Genomic DNA, 23270 nt, shown 5'->3' on the forward strand with positions numbered 1-23270 from the left:
CCTCGAAGTTCTTGCTATCAGACATATGTGCGCTCACAGGAGCCTCCCAGGACAAATCACCCTGGAGACTCCCAGATCAGCGAACCAGCCGCTACGTGGGGTGACCTACGCGCTTACGATCAAGCAGCAAAGAGGTCACATTGATGGGAATCAAAGCCGTCGGACGCGAAATCGGCATGCTGACCATACTCATCAAGGAAACGCTCAATGGTGCAGCAACGTTCACGGTCTGATCGACTAACAATCTGGTTTGAAGAGGTCGGACGGGATGATGTCGGGTGCGTCGGCGGCAAAAACGCCTCGCTCGGCGAAATGGTCCAGCGGCTGGCGTCAAAGGGCATTCGTGTCCCACCCGGTTTCGCGACGACCGCTGAGGCCTATTGGGGATACGTGCAGGCCAACGGTCTGCAGGAGCAAATTCAGGATCTGCTGAGCGAACTAGATGCAGGCAAGACTGCTCTTGCCGAGACTGGCAAGGCGATCCGGCAACTATTCCTGCGCGGCGACTGGCTCGAGAATATCGCCAACGCGATCACGATCGCCTATCGAGAACTTTGCGAGCGCACCAAGACCACCGAAGTCGACGTAGCAGTTCGGTCAAGCGCCACCGCCGAGGATCTGCCAGATGCGAGTTTCGCCGGCCAGCAGGAATCCTTTCTGAACGTCCGTGGTGAGAAGGCACTGCTCGAGGCATGCCGCCGCTGCTACGCTTCGCTCTTTACAGATCGTGCCATCAGCTACCGCCGGACGAAGGGTTTCGATCATCTGAGCGTTGCGCTTTCGATTGGCGTTCAGCAGATGGTCCGGTCGGATCTTGGCGGATCCGGCGTCATGTTCTCGATCGACACCGAAACTGGCTTTAAGGACGTCGTCCTGATAGACGCCGCCTGGGGGCTGGGCGAAAACGTTGTGCAGGGTGTCGTCGACCCTGACGAATACCAGATCTTCAAGCCGCTGCTCTCCAATTCGGCTGTAGTGCCCATTGTCGGCAAGAAGTGCGGCGACAAGGCGCTCAAGCTAATCTACGCCGCTGGCGAGAAGCCAACGCGCAACGTGCCGACCTCGAAGGTCGAGCGTGCCTCTTTCGTACTCGAAGATTCGGAAATCCTCACTCTTGCCAGGTGGGCGACATTCATCGAAGCGCATTACGGCTGCCCAATGGACATGGAATGGGCAAAGGACGGCCGGACGGGCGACTTGTTCATCGTCCAGGCGCGACCGGAGACGGTTCAATCGCGTCGCGAGGCGACATCATTCAAATCCTACAGGATCACCAGCACTGGTCGAAAGTTGGCCACCGGGCTTGCCATCGGAGATGCGGTTGTCGCAGGTCGCGTCTGCCTCATCGAGGACCCCGGCCGCATAGGGGACTTCGTCGACGGCTCAATCCTTGTCACTCAGACCACGGATCCCGACTGGGTCTCGATCATGAAGCGGGCGGCCGCCATTGTCACCGACCACGGTGGGCGCACCTCGCATGCGGCCATCGTGAGTCGCGAACTAGGATTGCCGGCAATCGTGGGCGCCGGAAACGCGACCGCGATTCTGCACGGCGAGCAGGACGTGACGGTGTCGTGCGCCGAGGGAACTCATGGATTTGTCTATGAAGGGACGGCCGTTTTCGAGACCGAAACGGTGGACGTCGCAAACCTCCCGGAAACGCACACACAGGTGATGCTCAATCTGGCAAGTCCCGCCGCCGCGCTAAACTGGTGGCGCCTTCCCGCCGATGGCGTCGGTTTGGCGCGGATGGAATTCGTGATAAGCAATCATATTCGCGTCCATCCGATGGCTCTAGTGCGCTATGATCAGCTCCAGGATCAGGCTGCGAAACTTGCGATCGCCGATTTGACCGTCGGCTATGCGGACAAGACCGAATACTTTGTCGACCGACTATCGCGTGGGCTGGCACGCATCGCCGCCGCACTTTATCCGAAGCCGGTAATTGTGCGTATGAGCGACTTCAAGACCAATGAGTATGCAGGACTGCTCGGCGGCGCGGAGTTCGAGCCGCCAGAGGAAAACCCGATGATCGGGTTTCGCGGCGCAGCCCGGTATTATTCGCCGCGCTACCGGGAGGGATTTGCGCTCGAATGCCGGGCGGTCCGCCGTCTCCGCAATGATATGGGCTTCTCGAACGTCGTCGTTATGATTCCGTTTTGCCGGTCAACGCATGAAGCCGATCGTGTGTTGGAAGTCATGGCTGAGAACGGGCTGCGGCGTGGAGAGAACGGGCTCGAGGCGTATGTCATGTGCGAGATCCCGTCGAACGTGATCCTCGCCGCCGAGTTCGCAAACCGTTTTGACGGCTTCTCCATCGGCTCGAACGACCTCACGCAGTTGACCCTAGGCGTAGACAGGGACTCAGCCGAGCTGGCCAGCCTGTTCGACGAGCAGGACGAGGCGGTGAAGTGGATGATTTCGAACGTTATCTCCGCGGCGCGAAAGGCGGGTGTCAAGATCGGTCTGTGCGGCCAGGCACCCAGCGACCATCCCGACTTTGCCGCATTCCTGGTCGAATGCGGCATCAATTCGATCTCGGTCAGTCCCGACAGCTTCATCGCAGTAAAGAGGAAGATCGCCGAGGTGGAAGCAGCAGCGAAAGTGGGAGGCCACGATGAACGCGAGTGACATCATGACGATTGGGGCGATAACCGTGCGTCCCGACAGCACCGTTGCCCATGCAGCGCGGGTGATGGTCGAACACAGGATCAGCGGCTTGCCGGTCGTGGACGCAAGCGGAAAGCTCGTCGGCATCGTCAGCGAGCGGGATCTGCTCCGGCGCAAGGAACTCGGGACCGCCGGCCCAAGCTGGCTCGATTTTAGTCTGGACACGGACGGGTTGGCCCATCAATACGCGCGGGAATTCGGTCGCAAGGTGGAGGACGTGATGAGCCGCAATGTCGTGAGCGTTGAACCGGGCGCGCACGTCGGCGAAATAGTCGAACTCATGGAAACCCACCAGATCAAGCGGATACCCGTCGTCCGCGACGGCGACATTGTCGGCATAGTCAGTCGGGCCAATCTGTTGTCAGCGCTGGCGCGGTTGATGGGTGAAGCCTCTCAACCGGTTGTCAGCGACCTCACGATCCGAAAGAGTATCTTGGACGAGATCGCCGGCAAGGAATGGGCCCCCGGCAACTCCATCGACATCCGCGTCCGCGATGGAGTGATCACCCTGAACGGAACAGTGGAGGAAGAACACATACGCGACGCTATCCGAGTCACGGCCGAAAACGCGCCTGGCGCCGTTCGCGTCTGGGACAATATGAGGGTCACCAAGCTTACTGCGATTGGCGGTTCGGCAGGTTCCTGATGGAGCCGGGAACGTTGGCGACCGGCAAAGGATGTCTTGCCGTCTTGCTCTCTTGACACGGGTCAAAGCAACCCCGCCCGCTTGGTAATGTCCTTGGCTCCAAAACGGGAGCTCACGGCAATGCGCTACAAGACTATCATGGTTCAATTGGATGTCGATCGCCGCGCTGCACGATGCTTGGAATTTGCCGGTGAACTGGCGTTGCATTTTGATGCGGAGTTGATCGGTTTTGCCGCTGCCGAGCCGGGGCTGAACGAAGCGGGTGATGGACGGGAGGACTTCCGTCGACACCTTGGACACACAGATAGACGAGTTAGAAGCGCGGCTTGAGGAGGGGAGAAAGAGTTGTTGACCGCAACCGCCGGCATCACTCGCGCTTCCTGGAGAGGCGAGATCGGGCATCCAACCAAGTTGCTTGCAGTGCATGCACACGCCGCGAACCTCATCATATCAGGCGCCGGCACGCCTGACCTGATGAGAAACAGCCGCCGTATGATCAAGCATGGCGCCCTCATCCTCGCCGCAGGAAGGCCCGTCCTGCTTACGTCGGGGACCATGAAAAAAGTCAAAGCCGAGAGGATCGTCGTCACCTGGAAAGACACCAGGGAAGTCCGGCGTGCCGTCAGGGACGCCATGCCGTTTCTCGTCGGCGCTCGCGACGTACTGGTGACGACGATGGAGGAGAATGAACACTTTCCGCGAACGAAAGCGGCGGCATTCCTCGGTGTTACCTGACCCGAATATGCGCAAAGAGGGCCTGCTCATCAAGGTCGGCTACGGCCTCTATCGGGCCACAGATCCTGTCGGTGAACCGGGACTACTGACCCGAAGGCCGCTCTTCAAATTCCAGATTGGCTCGATTTGTGCGAACAGAGCGGCAAGCGCGCTGCTCATACCGCCAAGCCGGCGATGCGAGGGACAAGCCACAACATCGCGGCCGTGCCGATCGTATGGGCCCCGACCCGGCGCACCGGTGCGGATGGTATCGCGACCAGCGCGTTTGTCGCCCTGAACAGGACCAGCGCCGCGGCGACGAAGATCAACTGTCCCGTTTCGACACCTAGGTTGAACGTCAGCAGGCTCAGCGGCACGTCGGATTGCGGCAGGCCGGTTTCCTTCAGCGCGCCGGCAAACCCGAAGCCGTGTAGCAGTCCGAACGTGAAGGCCACGAGCCAGGGGTAGCTCTCGGAAAGCCGCTTCTCGCCAGGTTTCATCTTAACCAGTTCGCTCGCGACGAAGGCAATGCTGAGAGCGATCGTCGCTTCGACCGGCTTCTGAGGGAGGCTGAAATACTCGAGCGATGCTCCGGCCAGCGTGATGCTGTGGGCAACGGTGAAGGCTGTGATCGTCTTGACCAGCGTCCAATGGTCCCGAATGAGCAGCATGATTGCAAGCACGAAGAGCAGATGATCGAGGCCTGAGAGTATGTGGTCGACGCCCAGCAGGAAGTAGGGCTGGGCGACCTCGATGCTGGTCTGTGCGCCCGCTGCGACGAAGGAGGGCGCGTCCGGCATGAGGCGCACGACCTCCGTGTTGCCGTTCTCGTATTCGATGCGGACGAGCGCTTCGGTCATGGTCGACTTGAGGCCGTTGATGGCGATCTCGCCGCCTTTCAATCCCCCCGCGCAGGCGGCGGTCCACCGTTCCAGATATGCTCCGCCCTCGATCGACCTCGCCGGTTCGCCTTTTGCGATGCACGGTTTCGGGAGACTTGCATAGAGCCCAAGACGCATCTCGCCCTGCGCCGGTACCTTCCAGACGACGGCGAACTCGTTGCTCGCCGTTTCGCGCATGTCGAGATAGGCCGGCCTGATCTCATGAGCGTACCCCGGTGTGCCTAGCAACACCGGCATCAGCACGGCCAGCAGCGCGCCAAGCCGCGTCATGGGTCGGTTCCCGCGCCGGCCGGGCTTTCGATGCTCACCACATAGCGCTTGAAGAGTTCGGCGAAGCGCTGGTTCTCGAGTTCAGCGCGTTTGGCATTCGTCCACTCCCGCGCCACCGCATCGCGAACCTCGCCGAGCATCGGCACTCGGCCGGGCACACGCTCCGTCACTCGGATCAGGTGCAGCCCGAAGTCGGAATTGACGGGACCCATCCACTGGCCCGCAGGAATCTTGTCGAGCTCTTCCGCGAAATCGGCGCCGAAGGTCTTGCCGATCGATGTCTTGCTCGTAAGCGGAAGCTCCGCTGGCAGCAGGGAGGCATCGCCAATCGAAGCGAGATCGGCCGCAGGCTGGTTCAGCAACACTTCGAGGATGGCGGCGGCGTTTCGTTCGATTGCTTCTCCGTGCCGCTGGGGATTCAGAACGACTTGCTGGAAGGCCAGCATCGGATCGATCTCGAACACGGCTGGATTTGCCTTCAGGAAGGTGTCGAGTTCCGCATCGGTCGCCGTCAGCGCTTCGGCGTCGGCGTCATTCAGGAATTCCATCTTCTGGCGCAATCGGCGACGAACAACCGTGTCGTCCCTGTCGAGCCCGAGTTCAAGCGCCTGGCGTACGAGAATTTCTTCTTTCACATGGTCGTCGATCATGCCCTTTAGTTCCTCGGCTGTCGGCGGACGCTGCCAGGTCTTGGTAAACACGGCCGCCATCTGCTCGATCTTCGGCGCGGTGACGACGATGCGGTCAGGCTTGTTGTTCGCATCGGCGCCGAAGAACCCATAACCCGCGAAGATCAGCAGTGCGAACAGCAGGAAGTGGATCAGTGGCTCTCTCAGCACACGCTTCAGCGAGATAGTGCTCACTCGTTCTCCGGATGACGAACCGAACGATCCGGCGGCCGCTTCAGCCGCCGGCGATGCGATATCCATTTCCCTTCGGATCATGGCGTGTACCAGATCGGCGAGGTATAGGCGCGTTCGGTGACGGTCATGCGCGTGCCTTCGAGCGGCTTCGTTCCGAACCGTTTGGCGTCGTAGGCGGTCCAGCGCGGCGTCGGGATTTCAATGACGCGTCCGTAGTAGAAGGCCTTCAGCTTTGGATCGAAGTCCGGATCCTTCCACACCGCGATCAGTTCCGGGGCGCCGATGGTGTTGGTCCATGTAGCGTCCTCGATGTCGACGGTGCTGCCGACCGATGGCACCTTGCCGTCCGCGCCCGGCTTGCGGTCGCCGTCCCAGGCGACGTCGTAGACCTGTTCGTGGGTCCCGCCCTGGTCGTCCAGCCAGCCCTTGACGATCTGGTAGCGGTCGAGGTTGGCCCCGATCGGGTCCTTCAGCGCCGCGACCAGGAAGGTCGGCACCTTGCCTTCCGGCGCCTTGCTGAGGTCGCCGCCCATAGGCACGCCCTTGCCGTAGCCGATCGCGCCGGGATTGCGGGTTTCGGCGTCGGCCGCCTCGAAATCCCAGCCGCCGAAGAAGCGCACCATCATGCGCGACCCCGTGGTGGCGTAGGTCTCCTTGCGCTGCATGGCGTCCCAGATTGACTCGCGGGTGTTTTCCGCCGCCCAGACCGCTGCATAGCCCGACGCGCCGACCTCCCAGTCCATCACCGTTATGTTGGTCTTAGGGTCCTTGACGAAAGTTGCCGTGAGGCGCTCAGGGCTCGGCTCCTGCGGCGTCGTCTTGCCGAAGAAGTTTTCCTCTTCCATGGCGGCCAGGCCCGTATGGGCATCGGAGCTGCCGACCAGGCCAAACTTGTAGGGGTTCGTACCGAGCTCGGCTTCGAGCTTGAGGCCGTTCTTCAGCGCGGACCGGGTATATTCGAACTCCAGCATGTCGGCCGTCTTCGGCGCGCTGGCGTCGAGATTGCCGAAATCCCAGATCTCGAAATCGGCGAACTCGTCGTTGGGCGAGAGCGCCGGATGAGCTTCGCCGGTGCCCTTTGTCTGGGTCGTCTCGTAGAGCCGCTCCCACCTAGCGCGCTGCTCGACATACTCAGTGTCGACCGGCTTGTCGGTGAAGGATTCGATCAGCGGGAACATGCGGCCGTTGGAGAGGTTGCCGTTGTGCGCGATCGCCAACACGTTGCCGCCGGTCTTTTCCTCGTAGGCGGCCATCCACTTCCACAAGTCGCGGGGATTGTCGCTGCCGAGCGGCTTCAGCGTTGTGTAGGGCACGACCTGGTTGGCCTGGTCGGCGTTGTCCCGGAAGATGACGTTGCGGTGCAGGTTATTGCCGGCCGTGTTCGAGGTCCACTCATAGCCGATGAAGGCGGTGAAGCGGCCCGGATCATTGTATTCTTCGGCTGCCTTGATCGTGTCCTGCCAGGCATTCTTGTAGGGACGCGTGTCAGGACTGTAGATCATCGACTTCGGTAGTGTCCCCTTGCCGAAGGCGAAGATGATCTCCAGTGCAGCCTTGCCGCCTTGTCCGGCCTTGATCTCCTCGTACCAAGTCTTGGCCTGCGGATCGGAAATGACCTCGGCCTTGCCGGCGAAGAGGTCTGGGAACATGCCCATGTTATCGGAATGGTCGGCCACCACCAGGAAGTCGAGCGGCCGCGACAGCTTGACCGGCTGGCCGCTCGACGCGGTGATCTCCTCCCCGCGAGCGAAGCGATAAGCATCGCGAGGCGTCAGCCGCGCGCCAAACGCGCCAGCGTCGAACGAGGCTCCGGTGTGCAAATGCGTGTCGCCAAACAGCGGCCGGGTCGGAAAATTGCGCCCTGCATATGGAGAATAGATAGGTTTACTGGAAAAGGCCCTTTCGGCCTTCGCGCTGTCCAGGGTGCCGATATCGGTGGCTTCCTCAGCGACAGCGGGGAATGCAAGACCGACGCTTGCAAAGCCTGCCAAAATCAACTTTGCCGACGTACGTGTCATCGCTTTCCTCCTTTGCGCCAGTCATACTTAAGACCGTCCGAGCGGCTAGTTGTTGATTTGCATCAGTGACGGTCCCCCTGTCGCAAAAATCATGCTGCTCACGTTCGAGATCATGCAGCGGTAAGCCTAGCGACCGTCATGGAACCGGCCGATGATCGGCCAATTTGTGCGAAGAGCATACCTTCGCGCCGCTACGATCTGCTCAAGGCCAACGCCGAAATAGTTTCCAATCGTTTCATCGGACAGGCCCAGGTCGGCGAGCACTGCAATCGTCAAATCAGGTTGCGGCCCCATCCTGTTGTACTCAGCCGCTCCCAGTCGTGGTTCGCCTTCGTATGGCATATCCGGCCCTCCTGCTCCGCGGCCATCGCCAGCGCAACATATGTCGACTTTGGTTGCGCCCCATGCCCATGCCCGTCATGGGCAGAACAATATCGTCGGCGACAGCCTTCTGCTCATAGGCGAGGACGGCATAAAGATCGTCGGCCGCGTCTTTGACCGTCTTGATCTGCTGAAGCCGCGCTTCCATCTGCGCGATCTGCCATCCGAGCCGCTTGGGCAATGGCCTGTTGAATATCCTTCCATCGTCGAATTCTTCGGCCATCGAACGGATCATATTATTATGCGTCTTGGCTGACGTTCTTACGACACTGGCGAACGCGTCCCATGCCGTGATCTGCTCGGGCGCTATCTTGAACTCGGTCTTCATATAGGCAAGGTGTCCATCCACGTCTGGTTCACATGGCAACCAATCATGTTTCTTCCGAGCGGACCTTGATCGGCGTCAAAACTATCGGGGTGCCGTAAAATAGCACTGGCGGAGCATATGCGGGTAATTCCCTGGCCCCAAATTCGTTTGCGTTAGTGTCGATGTCGATTTTCCCGTTTTTTGATTTGGATCAAAAAGACGGCGAGAACTTTCACTATTCTACATATGTTCTGTGGAGGTATATCGGTCGAGACATTATTGGTGAGACGTTCAAGCGAACGAGAATCCGAAGCATTGTCGTTGCTGTCGCCGATACTGCCCACGACGGCTCGACGCCGGCCTGGACCAGGCTCGCGGTGTATCGAATGCTGACGGATTGGGCTGCCTCTATCGCGGTGGTGCACGAGCCTGGATACCATTCCACCCGGCCCTGATCGGGCTTATGGACCTATGTCCGGCATGACGGCATCGATCTGCGCGCACCTGCCGATTACGCGACCGGTTTTCCAAGATCAACAACCGCGAGCGCTTCCGTCCAGATACTTGGGAAGTCGAGGCATCCTTCGACCGCGTCTTCTGACCTTCGGTCGGCCGAAAGGAAGCGGGTCGAGTACCTCTATCGCGATGTCCCGGATGGGGCCGGGCAGCAGACGCGCTATCTGGAGGTCTTGAGCCGCCTGCTTGATCTTGCTCAAGCGCATGGGACGACGGTCACGATTGCCAAGTTTCCGCTCCCCTCGCGGCGCGCGGGTCACCACACTGCTTAGCAATCGCTTGCGAACCTCGCGTCAAGCCGATGAGCCGAGCAAGCAAATTGGCCCTCAATCGAACCCGCAGGGCCAGCTTACCGGGGCAAACAGTCCAGGCGGAAATTTCGTCGATGCATCCGATGCCGAAGGGCTCAAAGATCGCTCTTCGCGGCCGCGGCGCCTGCACCGGCCGACCGCACCGACCATCGTAGAGCAAGTCGAGGCGCTGCGCCGCCAGCGTTGGACTGGCAAGCAGATTAACTCAAAGCAGAGCTTTCCCGACGATTGCCAATCCACCAAAGCCGACCGATGTCGCCATCAGGATCGCCAGCCAGTCGGCCGTCGGTGACGTCGATGGCCTTGAGACGAAATACTCGAAGCTTTCCTCTCCAGAGAAGACGCTCAGGCGATTGGCTCCTTCCAGGAGCGTCAGCACGCCAACTGTCGCGGCAACCCTCGGCCTTGAAACGCCTCATCCATTTGTAGGCTGTGCGCGGGCAGATTGCAGATCTTGTCGCGCTCCTCAGCCCAGTCAGCCGAACGCAATGCGCGCCCCAGTAGCGCATTGGCCGAGTAAGAGATGTGGTCAGCCGGGTCGCGGCGAGCAGGCAAGTAGTGCACCTGGATGGCGTTCCGATCGTGCTTGGCGACCCGGCCCTGCTCGAGCGGATTCCCATCAGCATCCACCTTCATGACGTAAGTGAAGTTCTCTTCGATGTCGTCGTCCTGGTCGAACTTCGCATATAGTCTGAAGCGAACCTGCGCTGGCCCTTCAATTCCCATCAACTGCATACGGGCGAAATTCCCAGGCACGGCGGGGGCCCCCTTGCCGCCCTTGCCCACTAGTTCGGGAAACTCGAAATCAGCCTCTATCCAAAGTTCTCGTTCGACCAGCGCTTCGTCGGGCTTCTCGTTATAGGGAACGTGGAAGTCGGTTTCTTGACCTTGCGCTGCACAGGATCAAGGCTGAATAGCCTCGCCAGAGCTTGCAAAACCGCAGTCTTGCCGGCACCGTTTGGACCAAGGAGAAATGTCAGGTCGTCTAACTCTAGTTCTGCGTAGTCCGCACCAAACGATCTAAAGTTGCTAAGCCGCAAGCGCGCGAGCTTCATATTTCCCCCTTACCGTCTCGGCCCTCATGTCGTCTGGAAAGGGCATCAGGCCTAGCTTTGCTGGGTCTTATGTCAAACAAACCCTGAAATCTTCCAGAACCCGATCCAGCCCTGGCGCGCCGAGAAGCGTAACAATGCGCCTCGGCTGAAGATTGCGTGTCGCCCGACCGTAGATGGCGAGATTGGTCGCGCCGTTCAGGCGCGATGGATAAATGATCCCGTCCGGCTCCGACGGGTGCTCGTGAAACGCCACCGACCATCGGTGTGCCAAGTTCTGGCGCTGGCCCCGAACGACGTCGGTCGGCACGCCCATCCTGACCGCCTTGTCGTCCCTGAGGTCGACCAGGCGGAGTTCCGCCGTGGTGGCGATCTCTGCGTACCGCCGTTCCGTGAGCTCCGTCTCGTCGATTGGAAGATCATCGACCAGTCCTTCCCGTCGGTCACGGAGCACTGCTTCGAGGAAACACACCTTCAGGCCATCCCCGAGGTAGAGAACGCCAAAACGATTCGAGTCCAGGCGGCGCCGCGGATCGCTGAAACGGCTTGGCGCCTTCCCGTAACCGAGGGGATCAGGATAGGCACGCCAGTAGATTCGTCCAAATATGCGGCCCGGCGGGATCGTCTCGATCTCGAGCTTGGCGCGCTCGAAATCGGGTGGGGGTGAAACGCCGGGCATTCAGTCGAAGTCGCCTCTGGCCATACCTTCCGCGGCTGCCAGCACCAAGGCATCATCGCCCTGCTGAAGGGCTCGAAGACCTGTTCGTCCATCGAGCGCGCCGTGAGGCGACACAAGAAACCGATAGACCGCCCATGCACTGTTGCCCAACGTCTCGTAGATCGCCGGCAATGCCGCCAACGGCCGGCCGTGTTTGTCGAGTTGCCAAACGGGAAAGCGGAAACCGCGCTTGGCGCCATCGATCCCGAGCACCTGCCCGCTCTGCCGCTTGGCATTGACCGTCACCCGCGACGTGCCGAGCAGCTTGGCAAAGGCATCCGCACTCAGCATCTCCTCGCCGGCGACAATTTCGGCAACACGCTTGCGGCCACGCTCGCGCGCTTCAGCCAGGGCCGCCTCAAGTTCCGCGTCGGGTTTTCCCGTGTCCTCGACAGGAAACAAATCCGAAGCGACCGGCTGTTCCTCGACCGGCGTGATTGTCTGTGCGCCGGCCGCCGGGTCGACCTCCACCCGGAAAGAGACACGATGACCGATCTTGCGGCTGCGCGCGACCGCTTCCTGATAACGCTCAAGCAACACCTTCTTGAAATCGGCCTGTGCCGGTAGCTTCGTGGTAAAAGCCATTGGCGTGCTGCCCGCATGCAACGCGGGCCGGCTATGATTGCTACGCTTTGGGGCGACCATGATGATACTTCCTGTTTCCAGCAATGTGGGCACAGAATGCAAGTTCGTCAAGTTCGATAATTTAGTAAAGAGAACGGTCTTGCCGACGCGACCGCGGATCACACAATCCCCCATGCCCGGTAACGTCCCCGCCCCGTGATCTCGCGCAGGCCAAGCTCGCCGACGGGTGATGTCAGGTTAACCTCTTAAAGTGCGCTTTCGACATGACGCGGGATTCAGGAAGCTGTTCCGGCCACGGCCTTCCAATGCGCGATCGCCCTAAGCCGATGCAGACGGAGGGCGATAGCAGAGCGTTTCGAACGAGGCGGCACGAAGAGATTTCGGAGTGCCGAAAAGATGCTTGTGAAGCGTTGCAGCGCGCCTGGCGAACGAAACCGCTGCATCAGCCGCTCCCGTTTTCGCAGTGGCAAATGGGAGTTTTCGGCGCGATTGTTCAGCCCCTTGTGCGATCGATGCTCGACCGTGGGCATGACCTGACGCCGGGCCGCGCTGTAGGAGCGAAGCTTGTCGGTGACGATGCGCTTCGGCAAGTATCCCTGCTTCTTCATCAACCGGATCAGCAGGTGCTTGGCCGCCTTGGTGTTGCGGCGGGTCTGGAGGATCTCGTCGAGCACGTAGCCATCCTGGTCGACGGCGCGCCAGAGCCAGTGTCTTCTTCCGCCGATCGTCACGACCATCTCGTCCAGATGCCAAATATCGTTTGAGTTCGGCGGTTTCCGCCGCAAGCGGCCGGCATAAGCGGGGCCGAACTTCTTTGCCCAACACCGGATCGTCTCATAAGAAACGACGATGCCACGCTCCAGCAGCATCTCTTCCACCAGACGTAGGCTCAGCGGAAATCGGAAGTAGAGCCAGACCGCATGGGCGATCACAGCGGGCGGGAAACGATGACGCTTATATCTGACAACAGGCTGGATCATGAGCGCCAACTATCAGCCAACAGCTTCATCGCCGGTTAACCTGACATCACCTGGTCAGGGGCTCAGGGGCCTGAGCCGCCTGGCTCGACAGGGGCTGGACGCACATGGGTTGGTGCCCGCTACAGGGCAGGCAGCTGGTGCCTTTGATCCGTCGTCTCGCAAGGCGCGGTCGATCAGGTTCGAATACGGGACTGGTGAGGTCTCGCTGATCAGAAGCCTGCCGCCGGCCGAAAAGCTCCTTCGCGGCCAAGACGATGTTTTCCTTCGGATCGAGAAAGCATGCTTCCAGAGTTGCCTGCTGAGCCAGCGCCTGGCGACATGCTTCTGTCAGCAGCTTCGTTATCGCGAATGCCGATGGCGCCAGGATGGTGGCGCCTCGTCCGGGCACGGGCCTCTCGTCTTCTTCGTTGCGTCACTTCTCAGCGACCCCTCTGGCTCCTTCATGCATCTGCAACGCCACGACGCAACCCGACAGGAAAGTCAGCGCCCCGATCGCGCCTATCGCCGAGGCGAAGCCAAAAGAGTCGGCGATAAGACCCGCTGAAAGGGCACCGATCGCGTAGCCGAGGTCGCGCCAGAACCGATAGACGCTCAGCGAACGCGCGCGCCAGGACGGATGCGAAGCGTCGGAGACGGCGGCGATCAGGCTCGGATATACCATCGCCGTGCCCAGGCCGAGCAAGAGACTCGCCATCAGCCACCATCCGAAGTCTCGAGTGAATGCCGTCAGGAGCAGCGCCCCTGCCTGGATCCACATCCCGGCGACGATCAGGCCCTTTCGCCCCCAGCGGTCGCTGAGCGGGCCGGTGAAGACCTGAAGCATTCCCCAGACCGCGGGATAGACGGCCTTCAGCGCGCCGATCCGCTCAACACCCAAGCCATTCGCAGCGAAGAAGAGCGGAAATATTCCCCAGCTCATGCCATCGTTGAGGTTGTTGACCAGCCCCGCCTGCGAGGCGGCGAACAGATTGCGGTCGCGGAAGGAGGCCAGCGCGAACACCTCGCTGAAGGTCAGCGGTTCGGCTTCCCGCTCATGGCCTGCCGCTTCAAGCCGCACGTGCTCGCGCGTGTCGCGCACCAGCAACACCGACAGCACCGTGCCGAGAACGGCATAGCCGACGCCTAGCCAGATCGGGACAGGGCGCAGGCTATACTGCTCGGCCAAATACCCGGTCAGGAACGCGGTGACGCCGACAGCCAGATAGCCGGCGAATTCGTTCAGACCTACCGCCATCCCGCGCCCCTGGGGTCCGACGAGATCGACCTTCATGATCACGGTCATCGACCAAGCGAGCCCTTGGCTGATGCCAAGTAGCGCGTTGGCTGCGACGATCCAGGTCCAGGAGGGAGCCCACAGGATCATGAACGGCACGGGCAGGCCGAAGAGCCAGCCAAGCACCAACACACGCTTCCTGCCCCAGAGGTCGGCCAGCTTGCCGGAGACGAGGTTGGCGCAGGCCTTGACCACGCCGAAGCTGACGATGAAAGACACCACCAGCGTCGTAGAGGCGATGCCGAACTCCTCCGTGCCGATCAGGGGCACCACCGTGCGTTCGATGCCGACCATCCCGCCGACGAACGCGTTGATCAGCACCAGCAGGAAGAACTGGCGCCAGTTCTCCCTCAGGCCGAGCCGGATGCTCGCAGCCGTCGGGGCGGTCACGGCGGCGATCCTGCGTGCGTCGCGCGGGTGCGCGCGGCGTCAGGTTGCTCGCCTGCCGAGACGTGATCGATCTGAAGGTGCGGGCCGGCGTAGAGGAAGCCCATGCGCGTGACTGCGGCCGTCTCCAGGTAGGACGCGACCGAATCGACGACTGCAGCAGCGGCCCTGCAGCCTAATCCGGTCAGGTGCGACGCAGCTACCGGCTCGGTATGCAGGAACTGCCCCAAGATCATCGGAGGTCTCCCTCGTCTGGCTCGGACTATCACTCAATCGATGCCTTGAATGATAGTCCCCCCTCACCTCTCATACGAAAGCGTCGCCAGGAAAGAAATCGAGGTGCCGCCTCAGAAACACGACATCCGCATGACCTCGCCCGCGAGACCCCGAAGACGGTTTCGACGGCGCGCGGCGTGCTTCCACAGATTAGCGGCAGTTTCAGAAAACCATCGACTGAAGCTGCAATTCTCACATTTCGGATGTTTCCAGCAACTTAACCGAAGTCTCCGGCACGACGCGGCTCGACGGTAGGTTTTAACCTTCTGCAGCGCGTTGCCTGCATCACCCAGCAGTCCCCTTGGACCCTCGACCGAACTCGAGTACGACGCACTTCAGACTTGGCTGGTCAGGCTGGTGTGCCACTGAGAAGCCAAACTCGCGGCACATGCGCAGCATCGCGGTATTTTCTTCCAGAACGATACCGTCGATCTGGCCGATCCCCTCGGCCCTCGCATAGGCCACTATCTGCTCGAGAAGCCGCCAGCCGATGCCATGGCCCTGCAGATCGGTGCGGACGAGCAATGCATATTCGCCCCTCTCCCGGTCGGGGTTGCAGGACAGACGCCCCACTCCGGCAAGCATGCCGCCAGCTTTTTCCAATACCACGAAGGCGATGTCGCGGTCATAGCCGAGTTGGGTGAGACGTTTCTGGCGTAATGATGATGGCAAGATCGGGAATGTCCAGAAGGTCTTCGGCCGCATGGTAGCAGCGGCGTCCGGCCACCTTGCTGTATTTCGGATTAACGGGCCAGACGCTTGCTTCAAACCCGCTTTCCAGAATATTCCTCATCACGATGCGGCCGACCGATCCGTCGCGGCGAGTGACCGGAGACGGACGGCGTGTTCCAGGGTATGTATGGTCACGGCATATGTCCGTTGGAGAACCTCGGGCAGCTTCTGTGCCCGCGCCGTGCGTTGGATCAACGCCGCTTTTGTGATGCCACATAATGAAGTGAGACCCTTCAAGCACAGTCAACAATACGAACGAACATACACCCCGGCAATGCGCGAAGTCGTTGCGTGGTTACCTGATGAAGACGCGCTGTTGTGCGTTGCCCAACGCGACGCAGAGAGCCGAATGCCCGCCGTCGCCGCAGCACTTTGCCCCAGCCCACCAGGGATGACCAATCTTGGCGGGCTGTCCTTCGTTCCACACAGGCGTGGCACCCAAGCGCGCTCAAGCGTCTCGCTGTTCAGTCGACCCGCTTGCGTCCGGTGATCATAGCCTTCGCGAGGTTCTCATGATGTACGAAACTGGCCAGAAGCACGCCGAGAATGTGGAAGACCACGAGGCCAAGCGTAATGTTAGCGATCACTTCATGAGCCTCGCCCAAGGCACTCTCGCCCCTGCGCCGTTCGACGCGGTTCTCTTCGCCGTCAAATGTCTGTGGTCCCCCAAAGGCGGAAATCTGCGCATAAAGCGGCGCCAACGGCCCCGCGCGTTCCTCCTCGGCGTAACGGACGAGCCCGGTCACCACGGTAGCGGCCAGGAACACAAGAAGCGCGATAACCATGACACCACCTGCAGGGCTATGCCCGATATAGCGTTTGGCGCGTGCGCGCATGAGATCCCGGAGGTAGCGGGTAGCCGTCATCGGATCAGTCGCGAAGTCCGAAAACCGAGCATGGCGTGACCCGACAAATCCCCATGCGACGCGGGCGAGGATCAGCGCGCCGACGACATAGCCCGCCCAGACATGCACGGTCATAACGTCTTCCGTGAGATATGCGACGAAGAACCCAAGGGCGACAGTCCAGTGAGCTATCCTGACAAAAGGGTCCCAAACTTGAATTCCGGCACGCATGCAGTCCACTCCTCGGTGGAAGTGACTCATAAGAGGCCAACCCGGCCTGTCATGCGTTGACCTGGGTCAAATGCGGCGGCCGCGCTCACTACTTCTTGCTTGGCATCCCAGTCTACTGGAGCCTTATCCTGCTCCCATCGGCAAGCGCAGCGGGGGGATAGAGGATCACGGTTTCCCCAGGGCGTATGCCCTGAGCTATAGCGGCGATGCGTGCCGAAAGACGCGCCACCTCGAGCTTCCGAAGATTCGCACGCCCTTCCGCAACAACAAAGACGGTCCAGGCATCGCCGCGGCGAAACAGCGCTCCAATCGGCACGACAATCGCCTGGTCAGCCTGGTCAACAACGATCTTGACCTCGACACGGTAGCCGTCTCCCAGGCCGGTCCACGTCTCGCGCGGCGAGCTTATGTCGACAATGACCCAGACGCGCTGTTCTTCAACGCCAAGCGCGGAAACCTTGGTGAAACCCGAAGGCTCGACACGTCGCACAATCCCTTGCAGGTCGGTGGAGCCGCCCCAGCGCTCGATGATCGCCTTGTCGCCGTCCTTGATGCGGGCAGCATCGGTCGTCAAGACGTCAACCGCGATTTCGAGATCGCGCGGATCACCCAACTCGAACAATGGCGATCCCTGCAAGACAACGCCCTCGCTTTCCTGAATGATCCTCAGAACGAGGCCGTCAATGGGAGACAGTATCGGGAAAACTTCGGTGGGATCGGAATCGTTTGCGGTTTTCAAAGCCGCGCGAGCCTGTTCCAGTACATGGGTCGCCGCATGCCAGCGACGCTCTGCGGCATAGGCCTGGCGTTCTGCCGAGCGGAACAGGAATTCCTGGCGTTCCAATTGCGCAGCCGCCGCCACGTTCCGCTCGGCAAGCTCTTTGGTGCGCTTCAGATCTGCGCCGGCCTGAGCCAGAAGCACCTTGGCCTGTTCATATAGCGAACCAGCCTCCTCAAGCGCTGCCTCGGCGACACCAACCTGCGCCTCAAGTTCCAGCCGCACCCGCGGATCGAGCAGAGGCGAAACAGGCGGTGTAACGGTCGCCAGCTTCTGCCCCGCCCGCACGCTGTCGCCGGCCTTGAGCGCAAGCCTTTGAACGCGCCCGGACAAAGGCGCCGATACCAGGTAACGTTCCCGTACACGCGTGCGGCCGTCCTCTTCAACCGTGTCCTGGAAGGGCAAGCTCTCCACCCGAGCCGTCTCGACAAGAATCGGTTGCGGCACGAGCAGCCAGTAGAGGCCGAGCGCCGCAAGCGCTAGCACCAGCAGCGTCCCGAGGATGGAAGTCGTTCGACGTTTCATGATCAGTCTCGCGTCTTCAAAACAGCCACCAGATCCAGTGCGTCGATTCTGCGGCGGATGGTGATGAAACTGGCGACACCGGCGCCGATCACCAGGAGCGCCGCGATGGCATAGCTGCCTGGATCGATCACCGCGGGGACCTGGAACGACTCGCTTGCACGTGCGGACGCGATCACCTCGATCAGATAGCGTCCGATCAGGAGCCCGGCCGGAACAGCCACAACCAGTTCCACCGCAAGTTCAGCGAAAATGACCCCGGATACCTCGCGCCGTGTCAGTCCCACTATCCGGAGGCTGGCCAGTTCCCAGGCGCGCTCCTGCAGGGCGACGCGGGCGCTGTTGTAAACCACCGCTATCGCGATCAGCATTCCGAACCCCGCCAGGATCAGCGCGCCGATCAGCACCATTCCGCCAATTGTCTCGCTGAACAGTGCAAGCCACAGAGCCTTGACCGAGCTTCCCTCGATCCTCGGCATCGACCTTATCCTGGACCAGATCGGTCCGGATTGATCCGGATCGATCCTTAGGGCAGCGACATTCGCAACAGGCCCCTCCCGCATCAACCGATTGAGTGCCGTGCGCTCCATTGTCACCGAATTGCCCAGGATATCGTCCGAAATCCTGCGCACGGTAACCTTTCGTGCCGAACGGGATCCTTCGAGCACCTCGAGCATGACATTGTCACCCAGCCCAATATCGAGCTGCCGCGCGATCGTCCGGCTGAGCATGATGCCGTCGGAAGGAACAGCAATCGGCCTGAGCGCGCGGTCCCTCAGGACCTTGAGCTCGGATGCCGAATCCAGGCCAGTGGCCGAAGTGCGATAGGTTCGATGTCCTGCTCGCAATCTGACAGGCACGATTCTCTGGAGTTCGGCCTTCAGGACGCCGGGGATCGCCTGCAGTTCATAGAGCGCATCCGCCGAGACCGGTTCCGTGAAGGTGAGAAAAGCGTCGCCACGTTCGACGCGTCCGAAGCTCACGTCTATCATGTAGTCGATGGCATCGAACCAATAGAGCCCGAACAGAACCAGCGGAATTGCAAAGGCAATGCCAACGGTCGTAAGGAGCGTCCTGACCGGCCGTCCCAGGATCGTTCGCGCAACAATGATGTATTGAAGCGGAATGCGTCGGTTTCCAATTTTTTGCAGCCAACCGAACCTATGCAGCGCAGGCGGCGTCTCGGGCCGGATTCCTTCGGCCGGAGCAAGCGTAGCGATCCGATACACGGCCGACGCCGCCGCCAGATTCGCGGCCATGAGGCTGACAAGCACCGCAACGACCAGCAGCCAAGGCTCAAGCTGAGCGTCCAGCAACGGAAACCGGAAGAAGGCGTGATAGCTCCCGACCACCGCAATGGCGAACCAGCGTCCCAGCGCCAAGCCTATGGCCGACCCCAGCAATGCAATGGCGGTGACCAGTTTGACATAGTGAAGCGCGATGGCGCGGTTGGTGAAGCCCAGCGCCTTCAATGAAGCGATCTGTCCTCGTTGCGCCTCGACCATCCGCCCGGTGACGACGTTCAGCAGGAACGCCGCGATTCCGAAGAAGACCGAAGGCATGACAACGCTCAAGGTTTCCTGCTCCGCCAGCTCGTCTTCGAGAAAGCGGTGCGACGGCTGGTCGCTGCGATCATAGGCTCCCGTCCCGCCATATGGCTTCAGTAGGCGATCGACCTCTTCCAGGACATGCGGGGTGCTCGCATTGGGCGCCAGCGTCATCGACACGTCGTTGAACGCGCCTTTCATATCGAAGGCGCTGGCCACCGCGTCATGAGCTGCCCAAAGCACGACGAAATTACGATCGTCCGGCAGCGGCACGGCAGCGCGTGTCGCAAAGACGAACTCGGGCGACATGGCGGAGCCAACCACGCGGAATGCCTGGAGCCGGCCGTTGAGAACGACGTCGATCGTATCCCCCACCCGCACATTGCGCGCCTCGGCATAGGCGGAGTTGATGATGACCTCTTCCGGATGCAGCGGATCGGGCCAGCGTCCCTGCACGAGATGTAGGCGGTTGAGCAATGGTTGGCCGGCCGCTGGAAGCGCGATGATGCGCCCTGAGATCGGCAGGACACTGTCCCCACGGATCACACGCACCGCCTTCGCAACGCGCGGCTCCACGATGCCGATGCCTTCGGTTTCCCGCAGACGGTCCGAGACCGCGAGCGGCGCGCGCATCATGCTCACAAAGATGTCGGCAAAGCGCTCGTTGCGATAGTGCGCGTCCATGGCGCCTACCAACGCCCGGTAGTTTGACGCCGACATCACGAAGACGGCCACGCCGGCAGCAACCAGCAGAGCGATGCTGAGAACCTGAAGCCGCATCGACCAGAGATCGCGCAGCACCTTGATATCGAGGACGTTCACCACGTCACGTCCTCTGCGTGGATACGCTTCGGGTTCGGTTCCTCCCTCACGATGCGCCCGCCGCTCAGCCGCAACACGCGGTCAGCCATCCCTGCGATTGCCGTGTTGTGGGTGATTACAGCAGTTGTCGTGCCCAGTTCCGCATTGACCTTGGCGATTGCCGCAAGGACCAGCCGGCCGGTATCAACGTCGAGTGCGCCGGTTGGCTCGTCGCACAGCAGGATGTCCGGCCGTTTGACGATGGCGCGCGCTACTGCAACTCGCTGCTGCTCCCCGCCCGACAATTGCGAAGGAAAGTGGCCTGCGCGTTCTGACAGTCCGACGAGGTCAAGCGCCTCGCCTGGCTTCATGGGATCACTGGCAATCTGCGCGACCAGCCGCACGTTCTCCTCGACCGTAAGGCTCGGTATCAGGTTGTAGAATTGAAACACGAAACCGACGTGGTCGCGTCTGTAGGCCGTGAGTTCCTCGTCGCTGGCGCCTGTAAGATGATGGTCTCGCCAAATCGCCGTGCCTGAAGTCGGTGCATCCAGGCCGCCGAGGATATTCAGCAAGGTCGATTTGCCCGAGCCCGAAGGCCCGAGCAGAACGATGAACTCGCCCTGCCGGATATCGAGATCGACGTCCTTCAGCGCGACGACACGCGCATCGCCCGAGCCATAGACCTTGGTCAACCCCCTGGCCACGAACACAGGGGCCGGAGGTTGTGCTGCTGAATCTCTTATGTCGCGGACTTCCATACGGGCTTCGCTTTCGGCCAGCGTCCGGGATTCCTATAGGCCGCTCATGTTGGCCGCTTTGACCCTTATCAAGTTCACGATCCTCTCGGAGCAGATGCCGAAGTCCGTCAGTGCTGCATCGAAGGCGCGTGGTCGTATGCCACTTCGACAGGCTCCATGCTTGGCGATATCCGGAGCGCGCGCAGGGCGTTCAGAATGACCGCGACATCTATTGCTTCCTGCAGGACGGCCCCCTCTACGGGTGTGAGATAGCCAAAGGCGGCCGCGACCATCCCCGTTACGGAAAGGCCCAGGCCTGCAATTACGCTTTCAAGCGCGATCTGGCGTGATCGGCTGGCTATTTCCAGTCCCGCAAGGAGCCGGCCGAGATCGTCAACCATCAGGACGATGTCGGCCGCCTCGGCGGAAGCGGCCGCACCGCGCGCTCCCATGGCCACGCCGATATCGGCAGCCGCCAGTGCCGGAGCATCGTTGACCCCGTCGCCCACCATCATCACAGGCCCGTTCTTGCGCTCCGTCAGCACCAGAAGGACTTTCTGGTCCGGCGTCAGCTCGGCCCGCACGCCATCGAGGCCTAGCCCTTCGGTGGCGGCCTCGGCAACGGCCCGGCGATCACCCGTGGCAAGCAGAATCCGTCTGATGCCGTGGTGGCGACGGATGCCGGCAAGGAACCCGGCCGTTTCCAGACGTAGCGGGTCGGCCAAGACCAGATTTCCGGCGAGTTGGCCGTCTACGGCAACGGCGACCAGAACAGAGCCCGCTTTCGGTCCCTGATGCGGATTCCGGGTCGCGCCAATCCTGCGCCTCACGAATCCTGTACCGCCCACGACGACGGATCGGCCGTCCACCCTCGCTGCGACGCCCTCTCCCGGGACTTCCTGGATCTCGGTCGGCGCTGGCAGGAGGATACCGCGGGCGCGTGCAGAGGCGACGATCGCCTGTGCTATCGGGTGCTTCGATGCCTGATCCGCGGCCGCGGCGAGGTAAAGCACTTCGTCGGGCGACAGCTCTGCATATGTATCGATCGACACGATCCGCGGACGTCCGTCAGTCAATGTTCCGGTCTTGTCGAGGATCAATGTTTGTGCCTGCGCGAGTGCCTCGAGCGGCTTCGCGCCCTTGATCAGCACGCCGTAATGGGCGGCACGCGAAAGTCCGGCGACCAGTGCAACCGGCACCGCCAGGATCAGGGGGCAAGGTGTGGCCACGACCAGAACGGCTACGGCGCGGATCGGATCGCCAGTCATCCACCACGCGGCAGCGGCAAGCGCCACGGCTACCAGGAGGAACAGGATCGAATAGCGATCCGCCATCCTAGACATCGGCGCCTTTGATTGTTGCGCCTCTTCCACCAGACGGACGATCCCCGCATAAGTGCTCTCCGCCGCGCGGCGGCTGGCGCGTAGATCGAAGGCCTCGCCCGCATTGGTGGAGCCGCTCATCACTTCCTGGCGCCGCATGAGTTTCACCGGCATCGATTCACCGGTCATGGCCGACTGGTCGAGCACTGCCCGCTCGCTCTCGACAGTTCCGTCGACAGGTGCGACATCTCCCTGCCGGATCAGAAGCAGATCGCCGGGTACAATTTCGCCGAGCGGAACCTCGTCAAGCGCGCCATCGCGGTAGCGTGTCGCGCTACGCGGCACGCGTGAGAGGAGGTCGCGCATCTCGCGCCGGGCATGGCCCTCGGCAAAGCTTTCCAGGAAGGTGCCACCGGAATACATCAGCGCGACAACGGCGGCAGCGAGCGTCTCGCCAAAGGCCAGCGCCGCCGACATGGAAAGAGCCGCCACGATGTCGAGGCCGACCTCGCCCCTGAAGAGGCTGCGGACAATCTCGACGACGAGGGCCGCGAGGACAGGCACCACCCCTGCGGCCCAGGCCATCTCCGCGAGACCAGTCCTTCCTGCGAGCCACAAGCCTGCTCCGGTCGCGAGGCCAGCGAGCGCAATGACCAGAATGGCGACCTTGAACCTGGCGCTGCCTTCGCCGCCCATCTTGGGGTCAATCCCCTTTCATGCAGGTCGCACAAGCCATTGCTGCCACTCATGCCTTTCCAAGCTTGGAATTCAGGTGATCGGCCAGCCTGATCGCGAAGGCGAGGATCATCAATGTGGGATTTGCATGGCCGCTGGTCGGGAACACAGATCCACCCGCAACATAAAGGTTATGTACGCCGTGGAC

Annotated in this window: 26 protein-coding genes and 1 pseudogene; 5 read left to right on the plus strand and 22 right to left on the minus strand. The window is 61.3% G+C overall.

Translation table 11 applies throughout. From position 1 onward, the window contains the following. Positions 1 to 207 precede the first annotated feature (207 nt). From ppsA to EET67_RS23870, 4 genes are all read left to right on the plus strand, one after another. On the plus strand, positions 208 to 2631 hold the full coding sequence (gene ppsA / locus EET67_RS23855) for a phosphoenolpyruvate synthase (protein WP_128628700.1): 2424 nt from the start codon (positions 208 to 210) through the stop codon (positions 2629 to 2631). Next, positions 2618 to 3316, plus strand: a complete 699-nt coding sequence (locus tag EET67_RS23860; RefSeq protein ID WP_128628701.1) for a CBS domain-containing protein — start codon at positions 2618 to 2620, stop codon at positions 3314 to 3316. Before ppsA ends, EET67_RS23860 begins: the two co-directional genes overlap by 14 nt. Positions 3317 to 3436: 120 nt before the next feature. Further along, positions 3437 to 3646 carry a hypothetical protein gene (locus tag EET67_RS23865; RefSeq protein WP_128628702.1) on the plus strand — a complete coding sequence of 70 codons (210 nt, stop codon included), beginning with the start codon at positions 3437 to 3439 and terminating at the stop codon, positions 3644 to 3646. An 18-nt stretch (positions 3647 to 3664) separates the two neighbouring features. Continuing rightward, positions 3665 to 4051 (plus strand): hypothetical protein, encoded by a 387-nt coding sequence (locus tag EET67_RS23870; RefSeq protein WP_128628703.1) that lies wholly within the window; start codon positions 3665 to 3667, stop codon positions 4049 to 4051. Between the two features lie 155 nt (positions 4052 to 4206). Here EET67_RS23870 and EET67_RS23875 read toward each other — a convergent pair whose 3' ends face one another. From EET67_RS23875 to EET67_RS26705, 5 genes are all read right to left on the minus strand, one after another. Next, positions 4207 to 5202, minus strand: coding sequence for a HupE/UreJ family protein (locus EET67_RS23875; RefSeq protein WP_128628704.1), 996 nt, complete (start codon positions 5200 to 5202; stop codon positions 4207 to 4209). Further along, positions 5199 to 6065 carry a peptidyl-prolyl cis-trans isomerase gene (locus EET67_RS23880; RefSeq protein WP_245451195.1) on the minus strand — a complete coding sequence of 289 codons (867 nt, stop codon included), beginning with the start codon at positions 6063 to 6065 and terminating at the stop codon, positions 5199 to 5201. The genes EET67_RS23875 and EET67_RS23880 overlap by 4 nt, the downstream gene beginning before the upstream one ends. A 77-nt stretch (positions 6066 to 6142) precedes the next feature. Beyond that, complete coding sequence (locus EET67_RS23885) at positions 6143 to 8083, minus strand: DUF3604 domain-containing protein (protein ID WP_128628705.1); 1941 nt, start codon at positions 8081 to 8083, stop codon at positions 6143 to 6145. A 126-nt stretch (positions 8084 to 8209) separates the two neighbouring features. Then, positions 8210 to 8425 (minus strand): hypothetical protein, encoded by a 216-nt coding sequence (locus EET67_RS23890; protein WP_128628706.1) that lies wholly within the window; start codon positions 8423 to 8425, stop codon positions 8210 to 8212. Further along, the gene (locus EET67_RS26705) at positions 8388 to 8792 is read right to left on the minus strand and encodes a Spy/CpxP family protein refolding chaperone (protein ID WP_128628707.1); all 405 of its coding nucleotides are present in this window, start codon (positions 8790 to 8792) and stop codon (positions 8388 to 8390) included. The genes EET67_RS23890 and EET67_RS26705 overlap by 38 nt, the downstream gene beginning before the upstream one ends. Before the next feature lie 897 nt (positions 8793 to 9689). Here EET67_RS26705 and EET67_RS23900 point away from each other — a divergent pair. Beyond that, a pseudogene (locus EET67_RS23900) lies at positions 9690 to 9800 on the plus strand (IS481 family transposase); the annotation flags it as partial. A gap of 3 nt (positions 9801 to 9803) precedes the next feature. Here the strand turns inward: EET67_RS23900 and EET67_RS25775 are convergent. The 17 genes from EET67_RS25775 to EET67_RS23975 form a co-directional block, all read right to left on the minus strand. Then, positions 9804 to 9977 (minus strand): hypothetical protein, encoded by a 174-nt coding sequence (locus EET67_RS25775; protein WP_165900023.1) that lies wholly within the window; start codon positions 9975 to 9977, stop codon positions 9804 to 9806. Continuing rightward, positions 9971 to 10333 (minus strand): hypothetical protein, encoded by a 363-nt coding sequence (locus EET67_RS25905; RefSeq protein ID WP_210211161.1) that lies wholly within the window; start codon positions 10331 to 10333, stop codon positions 9971 to 9973. Before EET67_RS25905 ends, EET67_RS25775 begins: the two co-directional genes overlap by 7 nt. Before the next feature lie 77 nt (positions 10334 to 10410). Beyond that, positions 10411 to 10653: an AAA family ATPase gene (locus EET67_RS26710; protein ID WP_210211162.1), complete on the minus strand. Its 243-nt coding sequence runs from the start codon at positions 10651 to 10653 to the stop codon at positions 10411 to 10413. A 67-nt stretch (positions 10654 to 10720) separates the two neighbouring features. Further along, positions 10721 to 11329, minus strand: coding sequence for an RES family NAD+ phosphorylase (locus tag EET67_RS23910; protein ID WP_128628708.1), 609 nt, complete (start codon positions 11327 to 11329; stop codon positions 10721 to 10723). Further along, the gene (locus tag EET67_RS23915) at positions 11330 to 11953 is read right to left on the minus strand and encodes an XRE family transcriptional regulator (protein ID WP_425359551.1); all 624 of its coding nucleotides are present in this window, start codon (positions 11951 to 11953) and stop codon (positions 11330 to 11332) included. It abuts the gene before it with no gap. Between the two features lie 158 nt (positions 11954 to 12111). Continuing rightward, positions 12112 to 12189, minus strand: a complete 78-nt coding sequence (locus EET67_RS26715) for a helix-turn-helix domain-containing protein (RefSeq protein ID WP_425359552.1) — start codon at positions 12187 to 12189, stop codon at positions 12112 to 12114. Positions 12190 to 12228: 39 nt separating this feature from the next. Further along, on the minus strand, positions 12229 to 12933 hold the full coding sequence (locus tag EET67_RS23925; protein WP_128628720.1) for an IS6 family transposase: 705 nt from the start codon (positions 12931 to 12933) through the stop codon (positions 12229 to 12231). 412 nt (positions 12934 to 13345) lie between these two features. After that, complete coding sequence (locus tag EET67_RS23930; protein WP_245451199.1) at positions 13346 to 14596, minus strand: MFS transporter; 1251 nt, start codon at positions 14594 to 14596, stop codon at positions 13346 to 13348. Beyond that, entirely contained in the window at positions 14593 to 14829 is a 237-nt protein-coding gene (locus EET67_RS23935; RefSeq protein ID WP_128628710.1) for a hypothetical protein, read from the minus strand. Before EET67_RS23935 ends, EET67_RS23930 begins: the two co-directional genes overlap by 4 nt. 325 nt (positions 14830 to 15154) lie before the next feature. Then, on the minus strand, positions 15155 to 15574 hold the full coding sequence (locus EET67_RS23940; protein WP_128628711.1) for a GNAT family N-acetyltransferase: 420 nt from the start codon (positions 15572 to 15574) through the stop codon (positions 15155 to 15157). Further along, positions 15495 to 15818, minus strand: a complete 324-nt coding sequence (locus tag EET67_RS26720; protein ID WP_425359553.1) for a CoA-binding protein — start codon at positions 15816 to 15818, stop codon at positions 15495 to 15497. Before EET67_RS26720 ends, EET67_RS23940 begins: the two co-directional genes overlap by 80 nt. A gap of 247 nt (positions 15819 to 16065) precedes the next feature. After that, positions 16066 to 16677 (minus strand): cytochrome b/b6 domain-containing protein, encoded by a 612-nt coding sequence (locus EET67_RS23950; RefSeq protein WP_245451201.1) that lies wholly within the window; start codon positions 16675 to 16677, stop codon positions 16066 to 16068. 112 nt (positions 16678 to 16789) lie between these two features. Further along, positions 16790 to 17980, minus strand: coding sequence for an efflux RND transporter periplasmic adaptor subunit (locus tag EET67_RS23955; protein ID WP_128628714.1), 1191 nt, complete (start codon positions 17978 to 17980; stop codon positions 16790 to 16792). Between the two features lie 2 nt (positions 17981 to 17982). Beyond that, entirely contained in the window at positions 17983 to 20346 is a 2364-nt protein-coding gene (locus EET67_RS23960; protein WP_128628715.1) for an ABC transporter permease, read from the minus strand. Then, positions 20343 to 21086 (minus strand): ABC transporter ATP-binding protein, encoded by a 744-nt coding sequence (locus tag EET67_RS23965; RefSeq protein ID WP_128628716.1) that lies wholly within the window; start codon positions 21084 to 21086, stop codon positions 20343 to 20345. Before EET67_RS23965 ends, EET67_RS23960 begins: the two co-directional genes overlap by 4 nt. Positions 21087 to 21193: 107 nt before the next feature. Continuing rightward, positions 21194 to 23083: a heavy metal translocating P-type ATPase gene (locus tag EET67_RS23970; RefSeq protein WP_128628717.1), complete on the minus strand. Its 1890-nt coding sequence runs from the start codon at positions 23081 to 23083 to the stop codon at positions 21194 to 21196. A 49-nt stretch (positions 23084 to 23132) separates the two neighbouring features. Then, positions 23133 to 23270: GMC oxidoreductase (locus EET67_RS23975; RefSeq protein WP_133308887.1), on the minus strand; the 138-nt coding region annotated here is incomplete at its 5' end.

The organism is Borborobacter arsenicus (genome assembly GCF_003934165.1).
GTDB classification, from domain to species: Bacteria; Pseudomonadota; Alphaproteobacteria; order Rhizobiales; family Rhizobiaceae; genus Pseudaminobacter; species Pseudaminobacter arsenicus.